Origin of the sequence: Pseudomonas brassicacearum subsp. brassicacearum, from assembly GCF_008801605.1 — a bacterium.
GTDB classification, from domain to species: Bacteria; Pseudomonadota; Gammaproteobacteria; order Pseudomonadales; family Pseudomonadaceae; genus Aquipseudomonas; species Aquipseudomonas brassicacearum.
In genome coordinates this window covers 233,675-254,313 of record NZ_VZPJ01000003.1, presented here as the reverse complement: position 1 = coordinate 254,313, position 20,639 = coordinate 233,675, and the positions used below count along the sequence as shown (strand labels likewise).

Genomic DNA, 20,639 nt, shown 5'->3' with positions numbered 1-20,639 from the left:
CCCGAGGCTGTCCCGAAGATGTTGATCCTGCGCGGCGCTCCTGCCCTTTCTGCCTTTCGCCACAGCAAACTCCTTGAGCAACTGAGCCAGAAGGTTCCGGCTGTCAGTGGCTTGTATGCTGAATTCGCTCACTTCGCCGAAGTCACCGGCGGTTTGACCGGCGACGAACAGCAGGTGCTTGCGCGCCTTCTGAAGTACGGTCCCAGTGTTCCTGTCCAGGAGCCGGCCGGTCGCCTGTTTCTGGTGCTGCCGCGTTTCGGCACCATTTCGCCATGGTCGAGCAAGGCCAGCGATATCGCCCGCAACTGCGGCCTGGCGAAAGTCCAGCGTCTGGAGCGCGGTATTGCCTTTTATGTCGCCGGTGAGTTCAGCGAGGCCGAGGCCCAACTGATCGCCGACGGTCTGCATGACCGCATGACCCAGGTCGTCCTGGGCAACCTGGAGCAGGCCGCCGGCCTGTTCAGCCACGCCGAACCCAAGCCACTGACCGCCATCGATGTACTGGGCGGCGGCCGTGCCGCGCTGGAAAAAGCCAACGTCGAGCTGGGCCTGGCCCTGGCTGAAGACGAGATCGATTACCTGGTCAACGCCTTCCAGGGCTTGAAGCGCAACCCGCACGACATCGAACTGATGATGTTCGCCCAGGCCAACTCCGAGCACTGTCGCCACAAGATCTTCAACGCCAGTTGGGACATTGATGGCCAGGACCAGGAAAAAAGCCTGTTCGGCATGATCAAGAACACCTACCAGATGCACAACGAAGGTGTGCTGTCGGCCTACAAGGACAACGCGGCGGTGATCGTCGGCAACGTTGCCGGTCGCTTCTACCCGAACCCTGAGACCCGCCAGTACGGTGCGGTCCAGGAACCGGTGCACATCCTCATGAAGGTCGAGACCCACAACCACCCGACGGCGATTGCCCCGTTCCCGGGCGCGTCCACCGGTTCCGGTGGCGAGATCCGCGACGAAGGCGCCACCGGGCGCGGTGCCAAGCCCAAGGCCGGCCTGACCGGCTTCACCGTGTCGAACCTGCAGATCCCGGGCTTCGAACAGCCGTGGGAAAAGCCGTACGGCAAGCCTGAGCGCATCGTCAACGCCCTGGACATCATGATCGAAGGTCCCCTGGGGGGCGCGGCGTTCAACAACGAATTCGGCCGTCCGGCCCTGACCGGCTATTTCCGTACCTTCGAACAGTCCATCACCACCCCGCGTGGTGAGGAAGTCCGTGGTTACCACAAGCCGATCATGTTGGCTGGTGGCATGGGCAACATCCGCGCCGAACACGTGCAGAAAGGCGAGATCCTGGTCGGCTCCAAGCTGATCGTCCTCGGTGGCCCGGCCATGCTCATCGGCCTGGGCGGCGGCGCCGCTTCCTCCATGGCCACCGGCACCAGCTCGGCGGACCTGGACTTCGCTTCGGTCCAACGGGAAAACCCGGAAATGGAACGCCGTTGCCAGGAAGTCATCGACCGTTGCTGGCAGTTGGGTGACCACAACCCCATCAGCTTCATCCACGACGTCGGCGCGGGCGGCCTGTCCAACGCCTTCCCGGAACTGGTCAACGACGGTGGCCGCGGTGGCCGCTTTGAACTGCGCAACATTCCAAACGACGAGCCGGGCATGGCCCCGCACGAAATCTGGAGCAACGAATCGCAGGAACGTTACGTCCTGGCGGTCGGCCCGGCGGACTTCGAGCGCTTCAAGGCTATTTGCGAGCGCGAGCGCTGCCCGTTCGCGGTAGTGGGTGAAGCCACCGCCGAGCCGCAACTGACCGTCACCGACAGCCATTTCGGCAACAGCCCGGTGGACATGCCGCTGGAAGTGCTGCTGGGCAAGGCCCCGCGCATGCACCGTTCGGCCGTTCGCGAAGCCGAGCTGGGCGACGATTTCGATCCGTCGACCCTCGACCTCGCCGAGTCCATCGAGCGCGTGCTGCATCACCCGGCCGTGGCGAGCAAGAGCTTTTTGATCACCATCGGCGACCGCACCATCACCGGCCTCGTGGCCCGTGACCAGATGGTCGGCCCGTGGCAGGTGCCGGTGGCTGACGTGGCCGTGACCGCCACCAGCTTCGACGTCTACACCGGTGAAGCCATGGCGATGGGCGAGCGCACACCGCTGGCACTGCTGGACGCCCCGGCGTCGGGCCGCATGGCGATTGGCGAGACCCTGACCAACATCGCGGCTTCGCGCATCGGCAAGATTTCCGACATCAAGCTGTCGGCCAACTGGATGTCCGCCGCCGGTCACCCGGGTGAAGACGCCCGCCTGTACGACACGGTCAAGGCTGTCGGCATGGAGCTGTGCCCTGAGCTGGGTATCACCATTCCGGTGGGCAAGGACTCCATGTCCATGGCCACGCGCTGGAACGACGAAGGCGTGGACAAGAGCGTGACTTCGCCGCTGTCGCTGATCGTGACCGGTTTCGCCCCGGTCACCGACATCCGCCAGACCCTGACCCCGCAACTGCGCATGGACAAGGGCACCACCGATCTGATCCTGATCGACCTGGGCCGTGGCCAGAACCGCATGGGCGCCTCGATCCTGGCCCAGGTGCACGGCAAGCTCGGCTCGCAAGCGCCGGACGTCGATGATGCCGAAGACCTGAAGGCATTCTTCGCCGTCATCCAGGGTCTCAACGCCGACGGTCACCTGCTGGCCTACCACGACCGTTCCGACGGCGGTTTGCTGACCACCGTGGTGGAAATGGCCTTTGCCGGCCACTGCGGCCTGAGCCTGACCCTCGACAGCGTTGCCGAGTCCAAGGCCGAAATCCCGGCCATCCTGTTCAACGAAGAGTTGGGCGCGGTGATCCAGGTTCGCCAGGACGCCACCCCGGACATCCTCGCCCAGTTCAGCGCAGCTGGCCTGGCCGACTGCGTCTCGGTGATCGGCCAGCCGATCAACAACGCCCACATCAACATCACCTTCAATGGCGACACCGTCTTTGAAGGCCAGCGCAGCCTGTTGCAGCGCCAGTGGGCGGAAACCAGCTACCAGATCCAGCGCCTGCGCGACAACGCCGATTGCGCCGAGCAGGAATTTGACGCGCTGCTGGAAGAAGACAACCCGGGCCTGAGCGCCAAGCTCAGCTACGACGTCAACCACGACGTGGCCGCGCCCTACATCAAGAAAGGCATTCGCCCACAAGTGGCGGTCCTGCGCGAGCAGGGCGTCAACGGCCAGGTGGAGATGGCGGCGGCATTCGACCGCGCCGGTTTCAACGCCATCGACGTGCACATGAGCGACATCCTGGCTGGCCGTGTCGACCTGAACGACTTCAAGGGCATGGTCGCTTGCGGCGGTTTCTCCTACGGTGACGTGCTGGGTGCCGGTGAAGGCTGGGCCAAGTCGGCGCTGTTCAACAGCCGTGCTCGCGATGCGTTCCAGGGTTTCTTCGAACGCACCGACAGTTTCACCCTCGGCGTGTGCAACGGTTGCCAGATGATGTCCAACCTGCACGAGCTGATCCCGGGCAGCGAGTTCTGGCCGCACTTCGTGCGTAACCGTTCCGAGCAGTTCGAAGCCCGCGTGGCGATGGTCCAGGTCCAGGAGTCGAATTCGATCTTCCTGCAGGGCATGGCCGGTTCGCGCATGCCGATCGCCATCGCCCACGGCGAAGGCCACGCGGAATTCGAAAGCGAAGAAGCGTTGCTCGAGGCCGACTTGTCTGGTTGCGTGTCGCTGCGCTTCGTTGACAACCACGGCAAGGTCACCGAAACCTACCCGGCCAACCCGAACGGCTCGCCGCGCGGGATCACCGGCCTGACCAGCCGCGACGGCCGCGTCACGATCATGATGCCGCACCCCGAGCGTGTATTCCGCGCGGTGCAGAACTCGTGGCGTTCGGACGACTGGAACGAAGACGCGCCATGGATGCGCATGTTCCGCAACGCCCGCGTCTGGGTGAACTAAGGCGGTGTACAAGCTCTGCTTCTTCGTTCCGGCCAGCCATCTGGACGTGGTCAAAAACGCCGTATTCGCTGCCGGTGGCGGGCGAATCGGCGACTATGACCACTGCGCCTGGCAAGTGTTGGGCCTGGGCCAGTTTCGCCCGTTGGACGGCAGCCAGCCGTTCATTGGCGAAGCAGGGCAGGTCGAGCAGGTCGAGGAGTGGAAGGTGGAACTGGTGGTGGCCGATGAGTTGATCCGCCCAGTGGTGGAGGCGCTGAAGCACAGCCATCCCTACGAGACACCGGCGTATGAAGTGTGGCGGTTGGAGGATTTCTGATCCTCTGGCGCTTGAAATGAAAAACCCGCTGATGGATTCAGCGGGTTTTTTATTGCCCGTGATTCTGTGTACATGAACCCTCGCCACGGGGATTGCGCTGTGTCAGATATAGTTGTGGGGTGTGTACAGGCCCCATCGCGAGCAAGCTCGCTCCCACAGTGGATGGGTGTTGTTCACAAAACAAGTGATCGACACCGAACCCTGTGGGAGCGAGCTTGCTCGCGATGGCGTACTTTCAGGCAACGAAAACTCAGGCTTTGACACCCGCCTGACGACTCGGCACCACCGCCTCCAACGCCCGCCACAACCCTGGCGCTTTTTCCCCTAGCAACAAGTGCCACACACCATCCTCCAGCGAACTGACCCCCTGGCAACCCAGCGCCTTGAGCTGGCCTTCCGACAACCCTTTGCCATCGGCCAGTTGCACGCGCAAACGGCTCATCGCCACGCAATCGAGCTGCACCACATTCCCGCCACCGCCCAGGGCCGCGAGCCATTGTTGCGCTTCGGCTTCGGAGACGACAGCCGGTGGGGCAGACGCAACCACTTCGGCCACGGATGCGCTGGCTGGCCGTTCGGAAGAGGGCAACGCCAAGCGGATTTCATCGGCGATGCTGTCGGCCATCGGCCCCACCACCACCTGCAGGCTGCCGCCGTGGCCGGGGCGGACCACGGCCATGGCGCCGAGGGCCTTGAGCTGGGCGTCGGACACCTTGTTGCGATCCATCAGGTCCAGTCGCAGGCGCGTGGTGCAGGCGCCGAGGGTGATCAGGTTGTCAGCGCCGCCCAACGCTTGGATGTAGGCAGCGGCCCGCTGGTTTTCAGCGATGGCCGGTTTGTCGCCCGCCGGTACCTCTTCGCGCCCCGGCGTCTTCAGGTCGAAGCGGCGGATGCAGAAGTCGAACACCAGGTAATAGATCGCCGCGTAGGCCAGGCCCACCGGGACGACCAGCCAGCCGTTAGTGGATTCGCCCCAGCCCAGGACCATGTCGATGAAACCGCCGGAGAAGGTAAAGCCCAAGTGGATGTTCAATAGATTAGTCACCGCCATCGACAGGCCGGTGAGCAGCGCGTGGACCAGGTACAACAGCGGCGCAAGGAACATGAAGGCGAATTCGATCGGTTCGGTGACACCGGTCAGAAACGAGGTCAGCGCCATGGACAGCAGGATCCCGCCCATGACCTTACGTCGCTGGGGCAGGGCGTTGCGGTACATCGCCAGGCACGCCGCGGGCAGACCGAAGAGCATCACCGGGAACATCCCGGTCATGAACTGGCCGCCCTTGGGGTCGCCGGCGAAATAACGGGTCAGGTCCCCGGTGACCACCGCCCCGGTCGTCGGGTCGGTAAAGCTGCCGAAGATGAACCAGGCCATGTTGTTGAGGATGTGGTGCAAGCCGGTGACGATCAGCAACCGATTGAATACACCGAAGACGAACGCGCCGAAGCTGCCGCTGGCCATCAGCAGCTCGCCGAAGCTGTTGATGCCGTGCTGGATCGGCGGCCAGATCAGGCCGAACACGACGCCGAGACCGACGGCGCTGAAGCCGGTGACAATCGGCACGAAGCGTCGGCCGCCAAAGAACGCCAGGTACTCCGGCAGCTTGATGTCCTTGAAGCGGTTGTACAGCGCGCCGGCCAGCAGACCACTGATGATCCCGGCGAGCATGCCCATGTTGATGCTGGCGTCGAGCACCTTCAGCGTCGCGATCATCACCAGGTAACCGATGGCCCCGGCCAGCCCCGCCGTGCCGTTGTTGTCCCGGGCGAACCCCACAGAGATGCCGATGGCGAAGATCATCGGCAGGTTGGCGAAAATCGCTTCGCCGGCATCGTGGATGATCGCGATATTCAACAGGTCCGTGTCACCCAGGCGCAGCAGCAGGCCGGCTATCGGCAGGATCGCGATGGGCAACATCAGCGCCCGGCCGAGGCGTTGCAGCCCTTCAATGAAATGCTGGTACATGGCGTCTCTCCTTTTATTGTTGTCCGACGTGGCTCAGCCCAGGGGCCAGTGTTGATGGCAGGCCTGGCGCACGGCGGCGGCACTGGCCAGGTTCAGCAAATCGGTACTGACGCGGCGGCACTGGGCGGCATCGAGGTGACGCACGCGGTCCTTGATTTCGCCGACCTGCGGCGGGCTGACCGACAGCTCCCGTACGCCCAGGCCTATCAGCACCGGTGTGGCCAGGGGATCGGAAGCCAAGGCCCCGCATACGCCAACCCAGCGCCCATGCTTGGCGGCGCCAGCGCAGGTCTGGGCGATCAGTCGCAACAGCGCCGGGTGCAAGGCATCGACCCGGGCGGCGAGGCCGGCGTGGTCGCGGTCCATGGCGAGGGTGTACTGGGACAGGTCGTTGGTGCCAATGGACAGGAAGTCCGCGTGCTCGGCCAGTTGCTCGGCCAGCAGGGCGGCGGCTGGTACTTCGATCATCACCCCCAGTTGCGGGCGTTCGCTCAGGCCGAGTTCGGCACCCAAGGCGTCGAGACGCTGGCGGATGTGCAGCAGTTCGTCAACCTCGGTAACCATCGGCAACAAAATCCGGCAGCGGTGCAGTGGGCGAGTCTGCAGCAGGGCTCGCAATTGCTGATCCAGCAGTTCCGGGCGCACCTGGGCCAGGCGAATGCCCCGCAGGCCGAGCACCGGGTTGGCTTCGGCCGGCAGCGGCAGGTAATCCAATTGTTTGTCGCCACCGACGTCGATGGTGCGGATGATCACTGGCCTGTCGCCCATGGCATCGAGCACGGCCTGATAGGCCTGGCGTTGCTCTTCGTCGTCGGGGGCAGTGTGGCGGTCGACGAAGAGAAACTCGGTGCGCAGCAAGCCAACGCCATCGGCGCCGTTGGCAAAGGCCTGGCTGGCTTCGGCGCTGGAGGCGACGTTAGCGGCAACTTCAACCTCCACCCCATCGACGGTTCGCGCCGGCGTGTGGGCGAGGGTCTGTTGCTGGGCGCGCAGGGCTGTGCGTCGGGTCTGTGCTTGCTGCACCTGCGCCAGGCGCTCGGCGGTTGGGGTGAGTTCGAGGCGGCCGCCGTCGGCGTCCAGCACCACCGATTGCCCCGGTGCCTGTGCAAGCAGTGCCTCGCCCAATGCCACCAGGCAGGGCAGGCCTTTGCCACGGGCCAGGATCGCCACGTGGGACGTCGCGCCGCCCTCGGCCATGCACACACCGGCCACGCCTTGGGCGCTGAGTTGCAACAGGTCCGATGGGGTCAGTTCCTGCGCGACGACAATGGCGCCCGCCGGTACGTCGAATTGCCAGGCTTCCCCCAACAGCACCCGCAAGACCCGCTGGCGCAAGTCGTGCAAATCATTGGCGCGCTCGGCCAGCAGCGTGCTTTGCAGTTGCCGCAGCACTTGGCACTGCTCGTCGATGGAGCGGCTCCAAGCGTGGGGCGCGGCGCAACCTTGTTCGATCGACAGGTCGGCGGCGTCCAGCAGGACCGGATCTTCCAACAATGCCAAGTGGGCGCTGAAGATCGCTTGCTCATCGACGTGGCGCCGGGCCTTGGCGTTTTCCAGGGTCAATTGGATCTCGCGACTGACCTGCGCCAAGGCATCGCGAAGCCGTTGCCGTTGTTCTGCGACGTCGTGACCCCCGACATCCTCGGGCAACTGAATGCCTTCCAGGTGGACCAGCGCTCCACTGACCAGGCCGGGCGCGGCGCATACGCCGTGCAGCACACCGTCTTCGGCGCTACGGCTGGGCGCCTTGGCCGGCGGTGCCTCGGCATGGGCCTCTTCGGCCAGGGCTGTGGATAATGTTTTCAGCAGCGCTTGCAACGCCGCCTCGGCATCGCTGCCACGGCAACTGACGTGCACTTCGGCCTGTTCGGTGATCGCCAGGCCCATCATGCCCATCACACTGTCGCAGGACGCCGATCGACCGCTGAAGTGCAGGTGCGAGCGACTCTTGAAGCCTTGGGCGGTCTGGCGAACCAAGGCGGCCGGCCGCGCGTGCAGGCCGCCTCGATGAGCGATGCGGATCTGGCCGAACACTTCGATGCCGACGTCCGCTTCATCGTCGCGTGTTTCACCCGGTGTCTTGCTGACGATGTGCAGCAACGGCTCGCCGACCTTGACCCCTTTGAGGGTAATCGGCCGAGCCTGGAAGTGCTCGCCATTGGTGATGATCAGCAGGCTGACCAGGCTTTTGCAGCGCTGTGCCACGCTGTCCAGGTCATAACGCAGCAGCGCCTGGCCGTTGCTGACCCGCGTGCCCTCCTTGACCAGCATGGAAAAACCGTCGCCCTGCAATTCGACAGTGTCCAGCCCCAGATGCAGCAGCAGTTCGGCGCCGTTGTCGGCCCGCAGGGTCACGGCGTGGCCGGTGCGAGCGACGTGGATCACCTCGCCGTCACAGGGGGCGTAGAGGGTGTCGTTCAGCGGATCGATGGCGATCCCGTCGCCCATGGCGCCGCTGGCGAACACCGCGTCCGGGACGTTGGCGAGGGTGAGCACCGGCCCGCTGAGCGGGGCGCTGAGGGTCAGCTCTTTATTGTTGTTGGGCATGGGCTCGCTCTCTTTGTAATTTCGTTGACCTTGCGTTAAAGGATTGTCGGTTCAGTGGGTCCGGGTGACCTTGCTCAAGTGCCGTGGCTGGTCCGGGTCCAGGCCTCGGGCCTCAGCCAGGCTGGCGGCCATGCGGTAAAAGCTCTGGATCGCCAGGATCGGGTCCAGGGCCGGGTGTTCGGCACGGGACAGCGTCAGGTTGCGCTCGGCGATGTCATCGGGCGCGGCCAGTAGCACCCGGGCGCCGCGTTGGCGCATGTCGGCGGCCAGGCTCAACACACCAGCCTGCTCGGCGCCGCGCGGGGCGAACACCAACAGCGGGTAATCTGCATCGATCAGTGCCATCGGCCCGTGGCGGACCTCGGCGCTGCTGAAGGCTTCGGCCTGGATCGCTGAGGTTTCCTTGAATTTGAGCGCGGCTTCCTGGGCGATGGCGAACCCGGCGCCACGGCCGATGACCATCAAGCGCTGGCCGTCACGCAGGGCCTCGACGGCGGCGCTCCAATCCTGGCTCGCGGCATCGCGCAGGCCTTCGGGCAGCGCGGTGCCGGCTTCGAGCAATTCTGCATCGTCTTTCCAATGGGCCACCAGACGCGCGCTGGCGCTGAGAGTGGCGATGAAACTCTTGGTCGCGGCGACACTGCTTTCGATGCCGGCGCACAAGGGCACGCTGAATTCACAGGCCGCCTCCAGCGGAGAGTCCTCTGCGTTGACCATCGCCACACTCAACGCGCCGCGCTTGCGCAACAGGCGCAGGCTGTTCACCAGGTCCGGGCTTTGCCCCGATTGGGAGAATGCGAACGCCACCTGGCCGCTGACCTTCAGCGGCGCCTGCTGCATGGTCACCACCGACATCGGCAGCGACGCCACCGGCAACCCCAGTTGTTGCATGGTCAGGTAGGCAAAGTAGCTGGCGGCGTGGTCGGAGCTGCCACGGGCCACGGTCATCGCCACTTGCGGCGGTTGGCGGCGCAGACGCCCGGCAATTTCCTGCAGGGCGGGGTCCAATAGCCGCAATTGGCGCTCGACGGCGGCGGACGAGGCCAGGGCCTCTTCAAGCATTTTGGAAGTCAATGGCTTCTCCTTCGACCATCACGTCGATCAGGTTCAGGGCACGATCAAGGCGCACACAGTCAGCCCAGGCGCCGGGTTGCAGGCGTCCGCGCTCGGGCAGGCCGAGGTAGTCGGCGGGGAATTGCGACAGGCGTTGCGAGGCTTCGGCGAGGGGCAGGCCGATCTTCACCAGGTTGCGCAGGGCCTGGTCCATGGTCAGGGTGCTGCCGGCCAGCGTGCCGTCGGCCAGGCGCACACCGCCGAGGCATTTGGTCACGGTGTGGCTGCCCAGCTTGTATTCGCCGTCGGGCATTCCGGCGGCGGCGGTGGAGTCGGTGACGCAATACAGGCACGGGATCGCACGCAAGGCCACGCGCATGGCACCGGGGTGCACGTGCAGCAAATCGGGAATCAACTCGGCATATCGGGCATGGGCCAGAGCCGCGCCGACGATGCCCGGTTCGCGGTGATGCAACGGGCTCATGGCGTTGTACAAATGGGTGAAACTGCTGGCCCCGGCCGCCAGTGCCGCGACGCCTTCTTCGTAACTGCCCAGGGTATGGCCGATCTGCATGCGCACGCCCCGGGCGCTGAGCGCGCGAATCAAGGCGTCGTGCCCGGCGATTTCCGGTGCGATGGTAATCACCCGGATCGGTGCCAGGGCCAGGTAGGCCTCCACTTCGGCCATCAACGCGGTGTGGGCGAAATTCGGTTGGGCACCGAGTTTGCCGGGGTTGATATAGGGGCCTTCCAAATGCACCCCCAGCACGCGTGCGCTGCCGCTGGGCCGCTGTTCGCAGAACTCACCGAGGGCCTTGAGTACGCTGGCGATTTCTTCGCTCGGCGCGGTCATGGTGGTGGCGAGCAGCGCCGTGGTGCCGAAGCGCACGTGGGTGCGGGCAATGGTTTCGAACGCTGGCGCGCCTTCCATGATGTCTTTGCCGCCGCCGCCGTGCACATGCAGGTCGATGAAGCCGGGCAGCAGGTAGGGCAGGTCGTTGCTCGCCGGGTCGCAGGGCTGGCCTTCGACGGACACGACCTTGCCGTGTTCGTGGACCAGGCGGCCGCGTATCCAGCCGTTGGCGGTGAGGATGTTGTCTTCGGACATTGGGATTCTCTGGTCGTCTAGCGCCGCAGCTCTGCGACAAAGTCGTAGTAGTCGTTGCGGCAATAGGTGTCGGTGACTTCGATGGGCGTGTTGTCTTCCAGGTAGCCGACCCGGGTCATCAGTAGCATTGCGGTGCCGGGGGCAATGCCCACCAGGGCGGCGAACTCGTCCGAGGCGTTGATGGCCTGGATGTGTTGCAGGGCGCGCACCACCGGTTTGCCGATGCCATCGAGGAATTCATAAAGCGAATCGCCCACCGCCTGTGGCTTGGGAATGATTGATGCGGGCAGGGTGCTCATCTCGATGGCCATGACCGTGTTGTCGGCCTTGCGCAGCCGTTTGAGCCGGGCGACTTTGTCAGTGGGTGACAGGCCCAGGCGAATCAGTTCTTCGTGGGTTGGCGGGGTAATTTCCCGCTCCAGCCACTGGGAGCCGGGCACGAAGCCTTTGAGCCGGAGCATTTCGCTGAACCCGCTGAGGCGCGAGAGCGGTTGTTCGAGGCGCGGGGTGATGAACGTTCCCGAGCCTTGGTTGCGGCGGATCAGGCCTTGTTCGAACAGCACTTCCAGCGCTTTGCGGGCGGTGACCCGGGAAATGCCCAGTTGCTCGCTCAAGCTGCGTTCGGAGGGCATTGCTTGCTCGGCTTTCCACTGGCCGGCGTGGATAGCGGCCTCCAGGTTGCGGGCCAGTTGCAGGTAGAGCGGGGTGGGTTGGGTGTCGTCGGGGCGCAGGGCCAGGATGTCGTTCATGTGGTGTGTCCGATGCGGTTGTAGGAGTTTTCGCTCGGTGATGGGGATCGAAGCTAATACCACTTGAATACCATGTCAACGCTGCTTTTGGCGGGTTGTCTAGATTTTCTGGGGGGCTTAAAGGTGGCTAGCTTTAAGTGGTATTAGGGTGGTGTGGATAGATCGTGGGGTTACTGCGTTGGGTTGGGGGGATTAGAGGTCAGTGGTATGCATGGAGGGCGGGTTTTGAAATTTGATGTTTATTTTCGTGGTGGCCGGTGGTGGGTTGTTTATTTGGTCGGTGTGAATATCCGTTACCGCAGCAATGGATATGTACCCAATTCAATCCAAAAAAAGCCTATCTGAAATTTGTGCGAAACATCCCCGATCAGATGGCTGATCTGTCAGACGCCCTGAAGTTTCCGACATGTTTTTAAGGTTGTCCCTCAGAAACGGGGGCTCTAGTTTTCGGGGCCTACATCTCCAAACGCAGGGATCGCTCACTGGTCTTTGGCAAGGCCAAGTGGCAGATCCCAGTTTCAAGGAGCAACATCAGCCTCTGAGGTTCAAACATGGAAATGCCGGATACGATCGCCCCCCGCCTCAATACAAGTACCGCGCTGGGACAGGCTTTGGTTTCAATGTTCAAGTCCGTCGAAGCGGAGCTGACTTCTGAGAATGCAGTGCCTGGGGTGGTCAAAGTCATCGTTTTTGGTGGGTGTGCAGTGCACCTTTATACAAACCATCGTGTCTCCACGGACGTTGACGCCGAAATTTATGAGGCTAGCCTTCCAGAAGGCTTTCATCTTCGAACGTTACTTGCGGAAGTGCCTGAGCAATTTGTCGACGAAAAGTCCGGCCGATTGATGGAACTCAACTACGACCTCCAATACAACACCAGCTTTGGTCCGATTCACGAGGACTATTGGGCTCGAAGCCTCCCTCTTGAAGAGTTCCCGGTAGAGTCTCCTCTACACGTTCACGTTGCTGCCCCTGTAGATATTGCGATTTCAAAGTTGGGCAGAGCAACGGATCAGGATATTGGCGACATCATGGCGCTCCTAAGGGCCGGCTTCATATTGACCACTGAGCTGCGTCGACTGGCATTGCAGGCAATTGATGTATATGTTGGCAACAAAGAGCCTCCAATTTCTGTTCTTACTCAAATTTTGCAAGATTATTTGGAGAATACAGATGGCGAAGCCTGCTAACCGCCACGTCCTCTCAGCCGCTCTGGACACATTGGTCAAAAGCCCGTTGGATCATGCAGATGATGCTGCACTCGTGAGCGCGGCCAAGGCTGTCTGGTATTCCAACTCGGACTTGATAAGCGCAGCTCAAGCTTTTCTGAGCCAACACACGGATGAGGTCGAGTTGCGTCGTGCAGGCTATTTGCTCGAACGGCTCACCCGATTTTCGTGTGTCACGGACAGCCGTGCGTTGGAAGTCTTCAAAGCCCTTGAGCTATTTTTACGCTCGACACCCAAGCAAGCCATAACCTCACAAACCGCTGTTGCGCTTCGCAAACGCCGTGATGAACTCGCTCTCTCTTGGGGATTGAATGAAGGTCTTGGCTTGAAGGTGCAAACCCTCTTGCCTTTCCAGACCCGGCATTATGAGGCTGAGCAGCGCGCAGCGTTTGTGTAAGCCCAAATGCCATCCTCGAAAACCGGCTTCGGCCGGTTTTTTGTTGTGTGAATGATCACTCCTTGGTCTGTCAGACGGACCGAAGTTTCCGACATGTTTTTAAGGTTGTCCCTCGGAAGCAAGGGCTCTAGCCTTTGGGTGTCGCTGCCAATTCAGCGACCGGGTTTGACCGTCCGAAAAAAATCAAGGGGCAACAGGCCCGGACGTTTTGTCCTGGGCTCCATTAATTTAAAGGAGCTTCAATTGAAAAATAATTCTGACATGCCAAAACCCGCCTCCACCTTCCCCTACGGCGACTACGCCCCCGACAAGCTGAAAGAAGCCGCCGACCGCGCGATGGACCATTACCTCAAACCCGACGGCAGCGAACCAGACCCCCAACCCTCGGTGCAGTTGTTCAGCGTATCGGACAACGTTGACACCGAAACCTTACTAGCCAACCTCAGCGAAACCCTGGCCTCGGCCAATGCGGTGCTTAGCGACCTCCTGTTTGACTTGGACGGTTCGCGGCGGCATGTGGCGTTGGGTGTGGCGCAGATGATCGATCTGGGAACGTTGTTGGCAAACAAGGCCTTGGACCGGGTAGAGCTTCGGACTTGATGCCACGTAACCTGTGGTGAGGGAGCAATCTCGCGCGGGGCTCTGTAGGAGCTGGCGAAGCCTGCGATCTTTTGATCTTTCGCTTGAGACTCAAGTGCCTGGGGCAAGATCGCAGCCTCGTTGCACTCGACAGCTCCTACAGGCGCAGCCCAGCGGGGACTCCCTCGCCACAAGAAGCTCCTGCCGCAGGAGGGGGAGGCGCTACGGCCGGATTTCGATCATCGTGCCATCCGGCACCAGGTTCCAGACCTCGCGCATGTCCACATTGCGCATGGCGATGCAGCCGTCGGTCCAGTCCAGCGTATGGAACAACTGCTCAGGGTTCTCTTCCGAATCAGGCGTGCCGTGGATCATGATCATGCCCCCCGGCTCAACGCCTTCGCGGCGGGCGCGGGCGGCGTCGCTGATGTTGGGGTAGGAAATATGCATCGACAGGTAGTAGTTCTCGCTGGTCTTGCGCCAGTCGATCCAGTAGAAACCTTCAGGGGTGCGCTTGTCGCCCTCGATCAGCTTGGGGCCTTTTTTGGCGCCCCTGCCCAGTGAGATGCGATAGGTCTTGAGCGGCTTGCCGTCGTTGATCAATTGCAATTGATGGGCGGACTTGAGCACCAGCACTTTTTCGATGACCTTGCCGTTGTAGGTTCCCACCGCAGAGGCCTGGGACATCGCAGTGAACGACAAGCAGAACAAGACAAGCAACCAGCGCATTGAAACGATATCCCTAGAGGTGTTGTGGCTATATTGGTTTTTTATGTATTGGCAGGCTGAGCCAGCGGTGGGATCGATTCGGACCGCACAGGGTAATCTTCGGCCCGGCGGTCCGCGTAGAAATATTCCAGGGTACGGCCCACTGTGCGGAAAGCCAGTTCGTCCCAGGGAATGTCCGCTTCTTCGAACAGCTTCACCTCCAGGCTCTCGGGCCCGGCGGCGAAATCCTCATCCACCAGTTCGGCGCGGAAGAATACATGTACCTGGCTGATATGCGGTACGTCAATCAGCGTATAGATGCTCAAATTTCGCACCCGGGCGCAGGCTTCTTCGGCGGTTTCGCGTACGGCGGCCTGTTCGACCGTTTCGCCGTTCTCCATGAAGCCCGCCGGCAGCGTCCAGTAACCGCGCCGCGGCTCGATGGCGCGCCGGCACAACAGGACTTTACTGCCCCAGGTCGGTACGCAACCGGCCACGATGTTGGGGTTCTGGTAATGGATGGTATGGCAGGCGTCGCAGACAAAACGCAGGCGCGAGTCGCCTTCGGGTATGCGCTGGGTCACCGGGTTACCGCACTGGCTGCAGAATTTCATGCTTGGATTCCTGAATGCTGCGCCTATCTTGGCGGCGCGGGCCGGTGTCGGCAAGTTGTCCTTTCGCGACACGACGCGGTGCGGGGGTTGGGCCGCTTGAACGATTGGTGCATGATGCAAGGTAGCGAATAAATCGAGAAGTCTCATGCTGGACGAGCTACTGCATCGAGTAAGCAACCATACCCCGCACGATCTGCAGGCTGACCAACGTTTCCCTGAAGCCGCGGTGCTGGTGCCGATTACCCGCAGCGATGAACCGGAGCTGGTACTGACCCTGCGCGCCAGCGGGCTCTCGACCCATGGCGGCGAGGTGGCGTTCCCCGGCGGGCGCCGCGACCCGGAAGACCCGGACCTGATCTTCACTGCCCTGCGCGAAGCCGAGGAAGAAATCGGCCTGCCGCCCGGCCTGGTGGAAGTGATCGGCCCCCTCAGCCCGCTGATCTCGCTGCACGGCATCAAGGTCACGCCTTATGTCGGAGTGATTCCGGACTACGTCGAATACCAGGCCAACGATGCCGAGATCGCTGCGGTGTTCAGCGTACCGCTGGAGTTTTTCCGCAAGGATCCGCGCGAACACACGCACCGGATCGATTACCAGGGCCGCAGTTGGTACGTGCCCAGCTATCGGTTTGGCGAATTCAAGATCTGGGGCCTGACGGCGATCATGGTCGTGGAGTTGGTCAACCTGCTGTACGACGCCGAGATCGACCTGCATAAACCGCCCAAGAGTTTCATCAATACCTGACGCCCCGAGGACTCTCATGAAATACCGCCTGGGCGATGCCCGTGTCGAAACCCACCCACAGAGCTGGGTCGCGCCCAACGCCACGCTGGTGGGCAAGGTCCGCCTCGAAGAGGGCGCCAATGTCTGGTTCAACGCCGTGCTGCGCGGTGACAACGAACTGATCCTGATCGGCAAGAACAGCAATGTGCAGGACGGCACGGTGATGCACACCGACATGGGCTATCCGCTGACCATCGGCACCGGCGTGACCATCGGCCACAACGCCATGCTCCATGGCTGTACGGTGGGCGACTACAGCCTCATCGGCATCAACGCGGTGATTCTCAACGGCGCGAAGATCGGCAAGAACTGCATCATCGGCGCCAACTCGCTGATCGGCGAGGGCAAGGAAATTCCCGACGGTTCGCTGGTGATGGGCTCGCCCGGCAAGGTGGTGCGTGAACTGACCGAGGCCCAGAAAAAAATGCTCGAGGCCAGCGCGGCGCACTATGTGCACAATGCCCAGCGCTACGCCCGCGACCTGGTCGAGCAGGAACCATGAGCGCCCCTGAACGCCCGGTGCCTTCGCCCTGCGTGAACATCTGTGCGCTGGACGATGACGACATCTGCACCGGTTGCCAGCGCACCGTGGCGGAGATCACCCGTTGGAGCCGGATGGACAACGACGAGCGGCGCAGTGTGTTGGCGCTGTGTCATGAGCGGGCCAAGGCCAGTGGGTTGGTGTGGATGTTGCCAGCAAGGCGCTGATGCCGGATATGGAACACAAACCCCTGTGGGATACCTATCTGTGGGAGCAAAGCTTGCTCGCGATGCAGGCGCCCTGGTCTTCAGGTAAACCGCGTGATCTTCATCGCGGGCAAGCCTTGCTCCCACAGGTTTGACTCACACTGCTATGTGCTCTGCAGGCCTCTATTTCAACGATGCCAACCGATCCAACCCCACCACCCCCAACGCAATCGCGATAAACCCCAGCAATATCCCCCCGGCATTGATGAACACCTGTGGATAACCCAGGTTCGCCACATCGATGAAAGGGTAGGGGTAAGCCGCCAATAGATCCCCGCGCAGCAGGACATAGGCGAAATACACCAAGGGGTAGATCACCCACAGCCCGATGTGGCCCAGGCGCAATGTGCCTTTGGGTACCCACAGCCACCAATAGGCGATGTGCAGCAAGGGCACCACGTCGTGCAGTAGTTCGTCGGCCACGAACTGCCAGCCTTCGGGTTGCCAGAGGTGGCGCAGCAGCAGGTTGTAGGCCAGGCTGACCAGGGCGATGCTCACTGCGACGCCGCTGCGCACGCTGGGCAGCAGGAACCAGCGCCGGGCCGCCGACTCGCGAGCGGTCAGTTCCCAGGTCAGCACCACGGCCACCAGGGTGTTGGTCAGGACCGTGAAGAAACTGAAGAAACTCACCAGCCCGCCCAGCAGGCTCGCGTCCAGTTTCCAGCGACCAAGCAGGATCAGATACAGCTGGATGCTCAATCCCACCCAGCCCAGCAGTGCCGTCACGCAGACAAAACGCTGTCGCAGCGTGAGGTGACGACCCTGATTACTCCCCACGACTCAGACCGGCCGCTTGGTGCGCATCAACTTGATGTACAGGCGCTCGACTTTCTCCCGCGCCCATGGCGTCTTGCGCAGGAAGGTCAGGCTCGACTTGATGCTCGGGTCGCTCTTGAAGCAACGGATGTCGATGCGTTCGGCCAGGCCCGACCATTCATAGTGCTGCACGAGGGCGTTGAGGATCTGCTCCAGCGTCACGCCGTGCAGTGGATTGTTGTTGGGTTCGGTCATGGGAGGCCTTCGCGCTAAAGGTGTAAAACCGCGCACCTTAGCCGAGGTGCCCTTAGGGTGGAAGCATAGCCTTCATCATGGCCGCCCAGCGCCAGGCGCACTGTTACCGAATCCGAGATGATTCATGTCAACAAAAGCCCTTTCTCTATTGAGAACGGGACATTATCCTTGCGCCGCCTGCTGAAACGCTTCTTCTGGCGTGCCGAAGCCTCTGCGTCCAGCTCGATCCTGCTGAAAGATTAAAAAACGCCCAGTGTCCAGACGCTGAAAGACAGCGCTGTCTCGGCGAGTTCCTGTGGGATCGAGCTTGCTCGCGATAACGATTGCACATTCAACCTTGAAGCCAACTGACACGCCGCCATCGCGAGCAAGCTCGCTCCCACAAGGGATCGCGGCAACCGAATTTGCCTTTTTTCAACTGAACCATGCCCCCGCAAGATCGTCATCTACAGTGACTACTTGCGCGGGACTCCTTAAAACGTCACGGAGAAACACACTATGAGCACTGAGGGTGCTTTGAGTCGAAGCCGTCTGCTACCGAGTTTGCTCGGCATTCTGCTTCTATTGATGGGCCTGGTCCTGTTGGCCGGGGGAGTCAAGCTGAGCACGCTTGGCGGCTCGTTGTATTACCTGTTGGCCGGTATCGGCCTGGCGCTGACCGGCGTGTTGCTGATCATGGCCCGTCGCGCGGCCCTGGGCCTGTACGCGCTGGTGCTGTTCGCCAGCACCGTGTGGGCGTTGTGGGAAGTGGGCCTGGACTGGTGGCAACTGGTGCCGCGCCTGGCAATGCTGTTTGCCCTGGGCATCGTCATGTTGCTGCCGTGGTTCCGCCGCCCGCTGTTGACCGCCGAAGCCTCGGCCATGGGCACCCGCGCATTGGGCGCCGCCGTGGTCATCGCCGGTATCGCCGCGCTCGCCAGCCAGTTCACCAACCCGGGTGAGATCAAGGGCCAACTGGACCGCGACAGCGTGCCGGGCATGGCCAACACCGCACCGGCCATGCCGGACGGCGACTGGAACTCCTACGGGCGCAGTGCCCATGGCGACCGCTATTCGCCGCTGGCACAGATCACCCCCGAGAACGTCAGCAAACTGGTGCCGGCCTGGACCTATCGCACCGGCGACCTGCCAGGGCCGAACGACCCGGGTGAAACCACTGCCGAAAACACCCCGCTGAAGGCCAACGGCATGCTCTACGTGTGCACGCCTCACAGCCAGGTGATCGCCCTGGAGCCTGACACCGGCAAGGAAATCTGGCGTTTCGATCCGAAGCTTTCCACGCAAAAAGCGGAAAACTTCAAGGGTTGGGCCCACATGACCTGCCGTGGCGTGACCTATCACGATGACGCCGCGTACGCCTCTGCCGAGCAGAGCCCGACGGGTGCCGCCAGCTCCACGCCGGCCAGCACCGTCTGCCCACGGCGGATCTTCCTGCCGACCGCCGACACCCGTCTGATCGCCCTCAACGCCGACACCGGCAAGATGTGCGAAGACTTCGGCGACAAGGGCCAGGTCGACCTGACCGCCAACATCGGCGGTTTCACGGCCGGCGGTTACTACTCCACGTCGCCACCGGCGGTTACCCAGAACCTGGTGGTGATCGGCGGCCACGTCACCGATAACGTCTCCACCGACGAGCCTAGCGGCGTCATCCGTGCCTACGACGTGCACACCGGCAAGCTGGTGTGGAACTGGGACAGTGGCAAGCCGGACGACACCACACCGATTGCCGAAGGCCAGACCTACACCCGCAACTCGCCGAACATGTGGTCCATGTTCAGCGTCGATGAAAAACTCGGCATGCTCTACCTGCCGATGGGCAACCAGACTCCCGACCAGTTCGGTGGCCTGCGCACGCCGGAGTCGGAAAAATATTCCGCCGGTCTGACCGCCCTGGACATCGCCACCGGCAAGGTGCGCTGGTACTTCCAGTTCACTCACCATGACCTGTGGGACATGGACGTCGGCGGTCAACCGACCCTGATGGACATGAAGACCGCCGATGGTGTGAAACCGGCTGTACTGGCTTCCACCAAGCAGGGCAGCATCTACGTGCTGGACCGCAGCAATGGCCAGCCGATCATCCCGATCAAGGAAATCCCGGTGCCCCAAGGCGCGGTGGAAGGTGACCACACCTCGCCGACCCAACCGATGTCCGACCTGAACTTCGTGCCGCCGGTCCTCAAGGAACGCGACATGTGGGGCGTGACCCCGTTCGACCAGATGCTCTGCCGGATCGACTTCAAGTCGCTGCGCTATGACGGCATGTACACGCCGCCATCGCTGCAAGGCTCGATCGTTTACCCGGGTAACTTCGGCGTGTTCGACTGGGGTGGCATTTCGGTGGACCCGGTGCGCCAGATCGCCTTCGTCAACCCGAGCTACATGGCGTTCAAGTCGAAACTGGTGCCGGCGGCCGAAGTGGCTGGTGGCCCGGGGCGCAAGAGCGAAACCGAAGGCGTGCAGCCGAACAAGGGCGCGCCATATGGTGTGATCCTCGAAGCGCTGCTCTCGCCAATGGGCCTGCCTTGCCAGGCGCCTGCATGGGGTTATGTCGCGGCCGTGGACCTGACCAACAACAAAACCCTGTGGAAGCACAAGAACGGCACCGTGCGTGACAGCTCGCCGGTACCGATCCCGCTGAGCATGGGCGTTCCGAGCCTGGGTGGCACGTTCACCACCGCCAGCGGCCTGGCGTTCCTGAGCGGCACCCTCGACCAGTACCTGCGTGCCTATGACGTGAAAAACGGCAAGCAACTGTGGGAAGGCCGCCTGCCAGCCGGCGCCCAGACCACGCCGATGACCTACACCGGCAAGGACGGCAAGCAATATGTGCTGGTTGTTGCCGGTGGCCACGGTTCCCTGGGCACCAAGCAGGGCGATTATGTGATCGCCTACAAACTGCCGGATTAAGCG

General features: G+C 62.4%; 18 protein-coding genes. 9 read left to right on the top strand and 9 right to left on the bottom strand.

Going from position 1 to position 20,639, the window contains the following annotated elements; translation table 11 throughout:
- Positions 1-18 precede the first annotated feature (18 nt).
- Both purL and F7R20_RS09645 read left to right on the top strand, forming a co-directional pair.
- On the top strand, positions 19-3,915 hold the full coding sequence (gene purL, locus F7R20_RS09650; RefSeq protein ID WP_003205256.1) for a phosphoribosylformylglycinamidine synthase: 3,897 nt from the start codon (positions 19-21) through the stop codon (positions 3,913-3,915).
- A gap of 4 nt (positions 3,916-3,919) precedes the next feature.
- On the top strand, positions 3,920-4,231 hold the full coding sequence (locus F7R20_RS09645) for a Nif3-like dinuclear metal center hexameric protein (protein WP_003205254.1): 312 nt from the start codon (positions 3,920-3,922) through the stop codon (positions 4,229-4,231).
- A gap of 250 nt (positions 4,232-4,481) precedes the next feature.
- Here the strand turns inward: F7R20_RS09645 and nagE are convergent, their stop codons facing one another.
- The 5 genes from nagE to F7R20_RS09620 are packed head-to-tail and all read right to left on the bottom strand — an operon-like array spanning position 4,482 to position 11,654.
- Positions 4,482-6,197, bottom strand: coding sequence for an N-acetylglucosamine-specific PTS transporter subunit IIBC (gene nagE / locus F7R20_RS09640; protein ID WP_003205252.1), 1,716 nt, complete (start codon positions 6,195-6,197; stop codon positions 4,482-4,484).
- A 33-nt stretch (positions 6,198-6,230) separates the two neighbouring features.
- Positions 6,231-8,744, bottom strand: a complete 2,514-nt coding sequence (gene ptsP, locus F7R20_RS09635) for a phosphoenolpyruvate--protein phosphotransferase (protein ID WP_003205250.1) — start codon at positions 8,742-8,744, stop codon at positions 6,231-6,233.
- Between the two features lie 51 nt (positions 8,745-8,795).
- Positions 8,796-9,818: an SIS domain-containing protein gene (locus tag F7R20_RS09630; protein ID WP_003205249.1), complete on the bottom strand. Its 1,023-nt coding sequence runs from the start codon at positions 9,816-9,818 to the stop codon at positions 8,796-8,798.
- Positions 9,799-10,905 carry an N-acetylglucosamine-6-phosphate deacetylase gene (nagA, locus tag F7R20_RS09625; RefSeq protein WP_003205247.1) on the bottom strand — a complete coding sequence of 369 codons (1,107 nt, stop codon included), beginning with the start codon at positions 10,903-10,905 and terminating at the stop codon, positions 9,799-9,801. Before nagA ends, F7R20_RS09630 begins: the two co-directional genes overlap by 20 nt.
- Positions 10,906-10,922: 17 nt before the next feature.
- Positions 10,923-11,654, bottom strand: a complete 732-nt coding sequence (locus tag F7R20_RS09620; RefSeq protein ID WP_003205245.1) for a GntR family transcriptional regulator — start codon at positions 11,652-11,654, stop codon at positions 10,923-10,925.
- A 551-nt stretch (positions 11,655-12,205) separates the two neighbouring features.
- Between F7R20_RS09620 and F7R20_RS09615 the strand changes: the two genes are divergently transcribed.
- From F7R20_RS09615 to F7R20_RS09605, 3 genes are all read left to right on the top strand, one after another.
- Positions 12,206-12,844 (top strand): DUF6036 family nucleotidyltransferase, encoded by a 639-nt coding sequence (locus F7R20_RS09615; RefSeq protein ID WP_027911407.1) that lies wholly within the window; start codon positions 12,206-12,208, stop codon positions 12,842-12,844.
- Positions 12,828-13,280: a hypothetical protein gene (locus F7R20_RS09610; RefSeq protein WP_027911406.1), complete on the top strand. Its 453-nt coding sequence runs from the start codon at positions 12,828-12,830 to the stop codon at positions 13,278-13,280. Before F7R20_RS09615 ends, F7R20_RS09610 begins: the two co-directional genes overlap by 17 nt.
- A gap of 243 nt (positions 13,281-13,523) precedes the next feature.
- Positions 13,524-13,880 carry a DUF6124 family protein gene (locus F7R20_RS09605; protein WP_003205242.1) on the top strand — a complete coding sequence of 119 codons (357 nt, stop codon included), beginning with the start codon at positions 13,524-13,526 and terminating at the stop codon, positions 13,878-13,880.
- A gap of 201 nt (positions 13,881-14,081) precedes the next feature.
- Here the strand turns inward: F7R20_RS09605 and F7R20_RS09600 are convergent, their stop codons facing one another.
- A complete protein-coding gene (locus F7R20_RS09600; RefSeq protein WP_003205240.1) occupies positions 14,082-14,588 on the bottom strand; it encodes a L,D-transpeptidase family protein in 507 nt (168 codons plus the stop codon).
- Positions 14,589-14,629: 41 nt separating this feature from the next.
- Positions 14,630-15,181 carry an NUDIX hydrolase gene (locus tag F7R20_RS09595; protein WP_003205238.1) on the bottom strand — a complete coding sequence of 184 codons (552 nt, stop codon included), beginning with the start codon at positions 15,179-15,181 and terminating at the stop codon, positions 14,630-14,632.
- 145 nt (positions 15,182-15,326) lie between these two features.
- Here F7R20_RS09595 and F7R20_RS09590 point away from each other — a divergent pair, with 145 nt between their 5' ends.
- The 3 genes from F7R20_RS09590 to F7R20_RS09580 are packed head-to-tail and all read left to right on the top strand — an operon-like array spanning position 15,327 to position 16,673.
- Positions 15,327-15,926, top strand: coding sequence for a CoA pyrophosphatase (locus tag F7R20_RS09590; RefSeq protein WP_003205236.1), 600 nt, complete (start codon positions 15,327-15,329; stop codon positions 15,924-15,926).
- Positions 15,927-15,942: 16 nt separating this feature from the next.
- Positions 15,943-16,467 (top strand): gamma carbonic anhydrase family protein, encoded by a 525-nt coding sequence (locus F7R20_RS09585; protein ID WP_003205234.1) that lies wholly within the window; start codon positions 15,943-15,945, stop codon positions 16,465-16,467.
- Positions 16,464-16,673 (top strand): DUF1289 domain-containing protein, encoded by a 210-nt coding sequence (locus F7R20_RS09580; RefSeq protein ID WP_003205232.1) that lies wholly within the window; start codon positions 16,464-16,466, stop codon positions 16,671-16,673. Before F7R20_RS09585 ends, F7R20_RS09580 begins: the two co-directional genes overlap by 4 nt.
- A gap of 162 nt (positions 16,674-16,835) precedes the next feature.
- On the opposite strand, the gene F7R20_RS09575 is transcribed toward F7R20_RS09580, so the two are convergent.
- Both F7R20_RS09575 and F7R20_RS09570 read right to left on the bottom strand, forming a co-directional pair.
- Positions 16,836-17,489 carry a Pr6Pr family membrane protein gene (locus F7R20_RS09575; RefSeq protein ID WP_003205230.1) on the bottom strand — a complete coding sequence of 218 codons (654 nt, stop codon included), beginning with the start codon at positions 17,487-17,489 and terminating at the stop codon, positions 16,836-16,838.
- Positions 17,490-17,492: 3 nt separating this feature from the next.
- Positions 17,493-17,723, bottom strand: a complete 231-nt coding sequence (locus tag F7R20_RS09570; protein ID WP_003205228.1) for a VF530 family protein — start codon at positions 17,721-17,723, stop codon at positions 17,493-17,495.
- A gap of 498 nt (positions 17,724-18,221) precedes the next feature.
- On the opposite strand from F7R20_RS09570, the gene F7R20_RS09560 reads away from it, so the two are divergent.
- The gene (locus tag F7R20_RS09560) at positions 18,222-20,636 is read left to right on the top strand and encodes a glucose/quinate/shikimate family membrane-bound PQQ-dependent dehydrogenase (protein ID WP_003205226.1); all 2,415 of its coding nucleotides are present in this window, start codon (positions 18,222-18,224) and stop codon (positions 20,634-20,636) included.
- The last annotated feature ends 3 nt before the right edge of the window (positions 20,637-20,639 follow it).

Excerpts from the sequence above, each read along its gene's own strand:
- purL (WP_003205256.1), top strand. The coding sequence starts at position 19 with ATGTTGATCCTGCGCGGCGCTCCTGCCCTTTCTGCCTTTCGCCACAGC.
- nagE (WP_003205252.1), bottom strand. The coding sequence starts at position 6,197 with ATGTACCAGCATTTCATTGAAGGGCTGCAACGCCTCGGCCGGGCGCTG.
- ptsP (WP_003205250.1), bottom strand. The coding sequence starts at position 8,744 with ATGCCCAACAACAATAAAGAGCTGACCCTCAGCGCCCCGCTCAGCGGG.
- nagA (WP_003205247.1), bottom strand. The coding sequence starts at position 10,905 with ATGTCCGAAGACAACATCCTCACCGCCAACGGCTGGATACGCGGCCGC.
- F7R20_RS09620 (WP_003205245.1), bottom strand. The coding sequence starts at position 11,654 with ATGAACGACATCCTGGCCCTGCGCCCCGACGACACCCAACCCACCCCG.
- F7R20_RS09615 (WP_027911407.1), top strand. The coding sequence starts at position 12,206 with ATGGAAATGCCGGATACGATCGCCCCCCGCCTCAATACAAGTACCGCG.
- F7R20_RS09610 (WP_027911406.1), top strand. The coding sequence starts at position 12,828 with ATGGCGAAGCCTGCTAACCGCCACGTCCTCTCAGCCGCTCTGGACACA.
- F7R20_RS09600 (WP_003205240.1), bottom strand. The coding sequence starts at position 14,588 with ATGCGCTGGTTGCTTGTCTTGTTCTGCTTGTCGTTCACTGCGATGTCC.
- F7R20_RS09595 (WP_003205238.1), bottom strand. The coding sequence starts at position 15,181 with ATGAAATTCTGCAGCCAGTGCGGTAACCCGGTGACCCAGCGCATACCC.
- F7R20_RS09590 (WP_003205236.1), top strand. The coding sequence starts at position 15,327 with ATGCTGGACGAGCTACTGCATCGAGTAAGCAACCATACCCCGCACGAT.
- F7R20_RS09585 (WP_003205234.1), top strand. The coding sequence starts at position 15,943 with ATGAAATACCGCCTGGGCGATGCCCGTGTCGAAACCCACCCACAGAGC.
- F7R20_RS09580 (WP_003205232.1), top strand. The coding sequence starts at position 16,464 with ATGAGCGCCCCTGAACGCCCGGTGCCTTCGCCCTGCGTGAACATCTGT.
- F7R20_RS09570 (WP_003205228.1), bottom strand. The coding sequence starts at position 17,723 with ATGACCGAACCCAACAACAATCCACTGCACGGCGTGACGCTGGAGCAG.
- F7R20_RS09560 (WP_003205226.1), top strand. The coding sequence starts at position 18,222 with ATGAGCACTGAGGGTGCTTTGAGTCGAAGCCGTCTGCTACCGAGTTTG.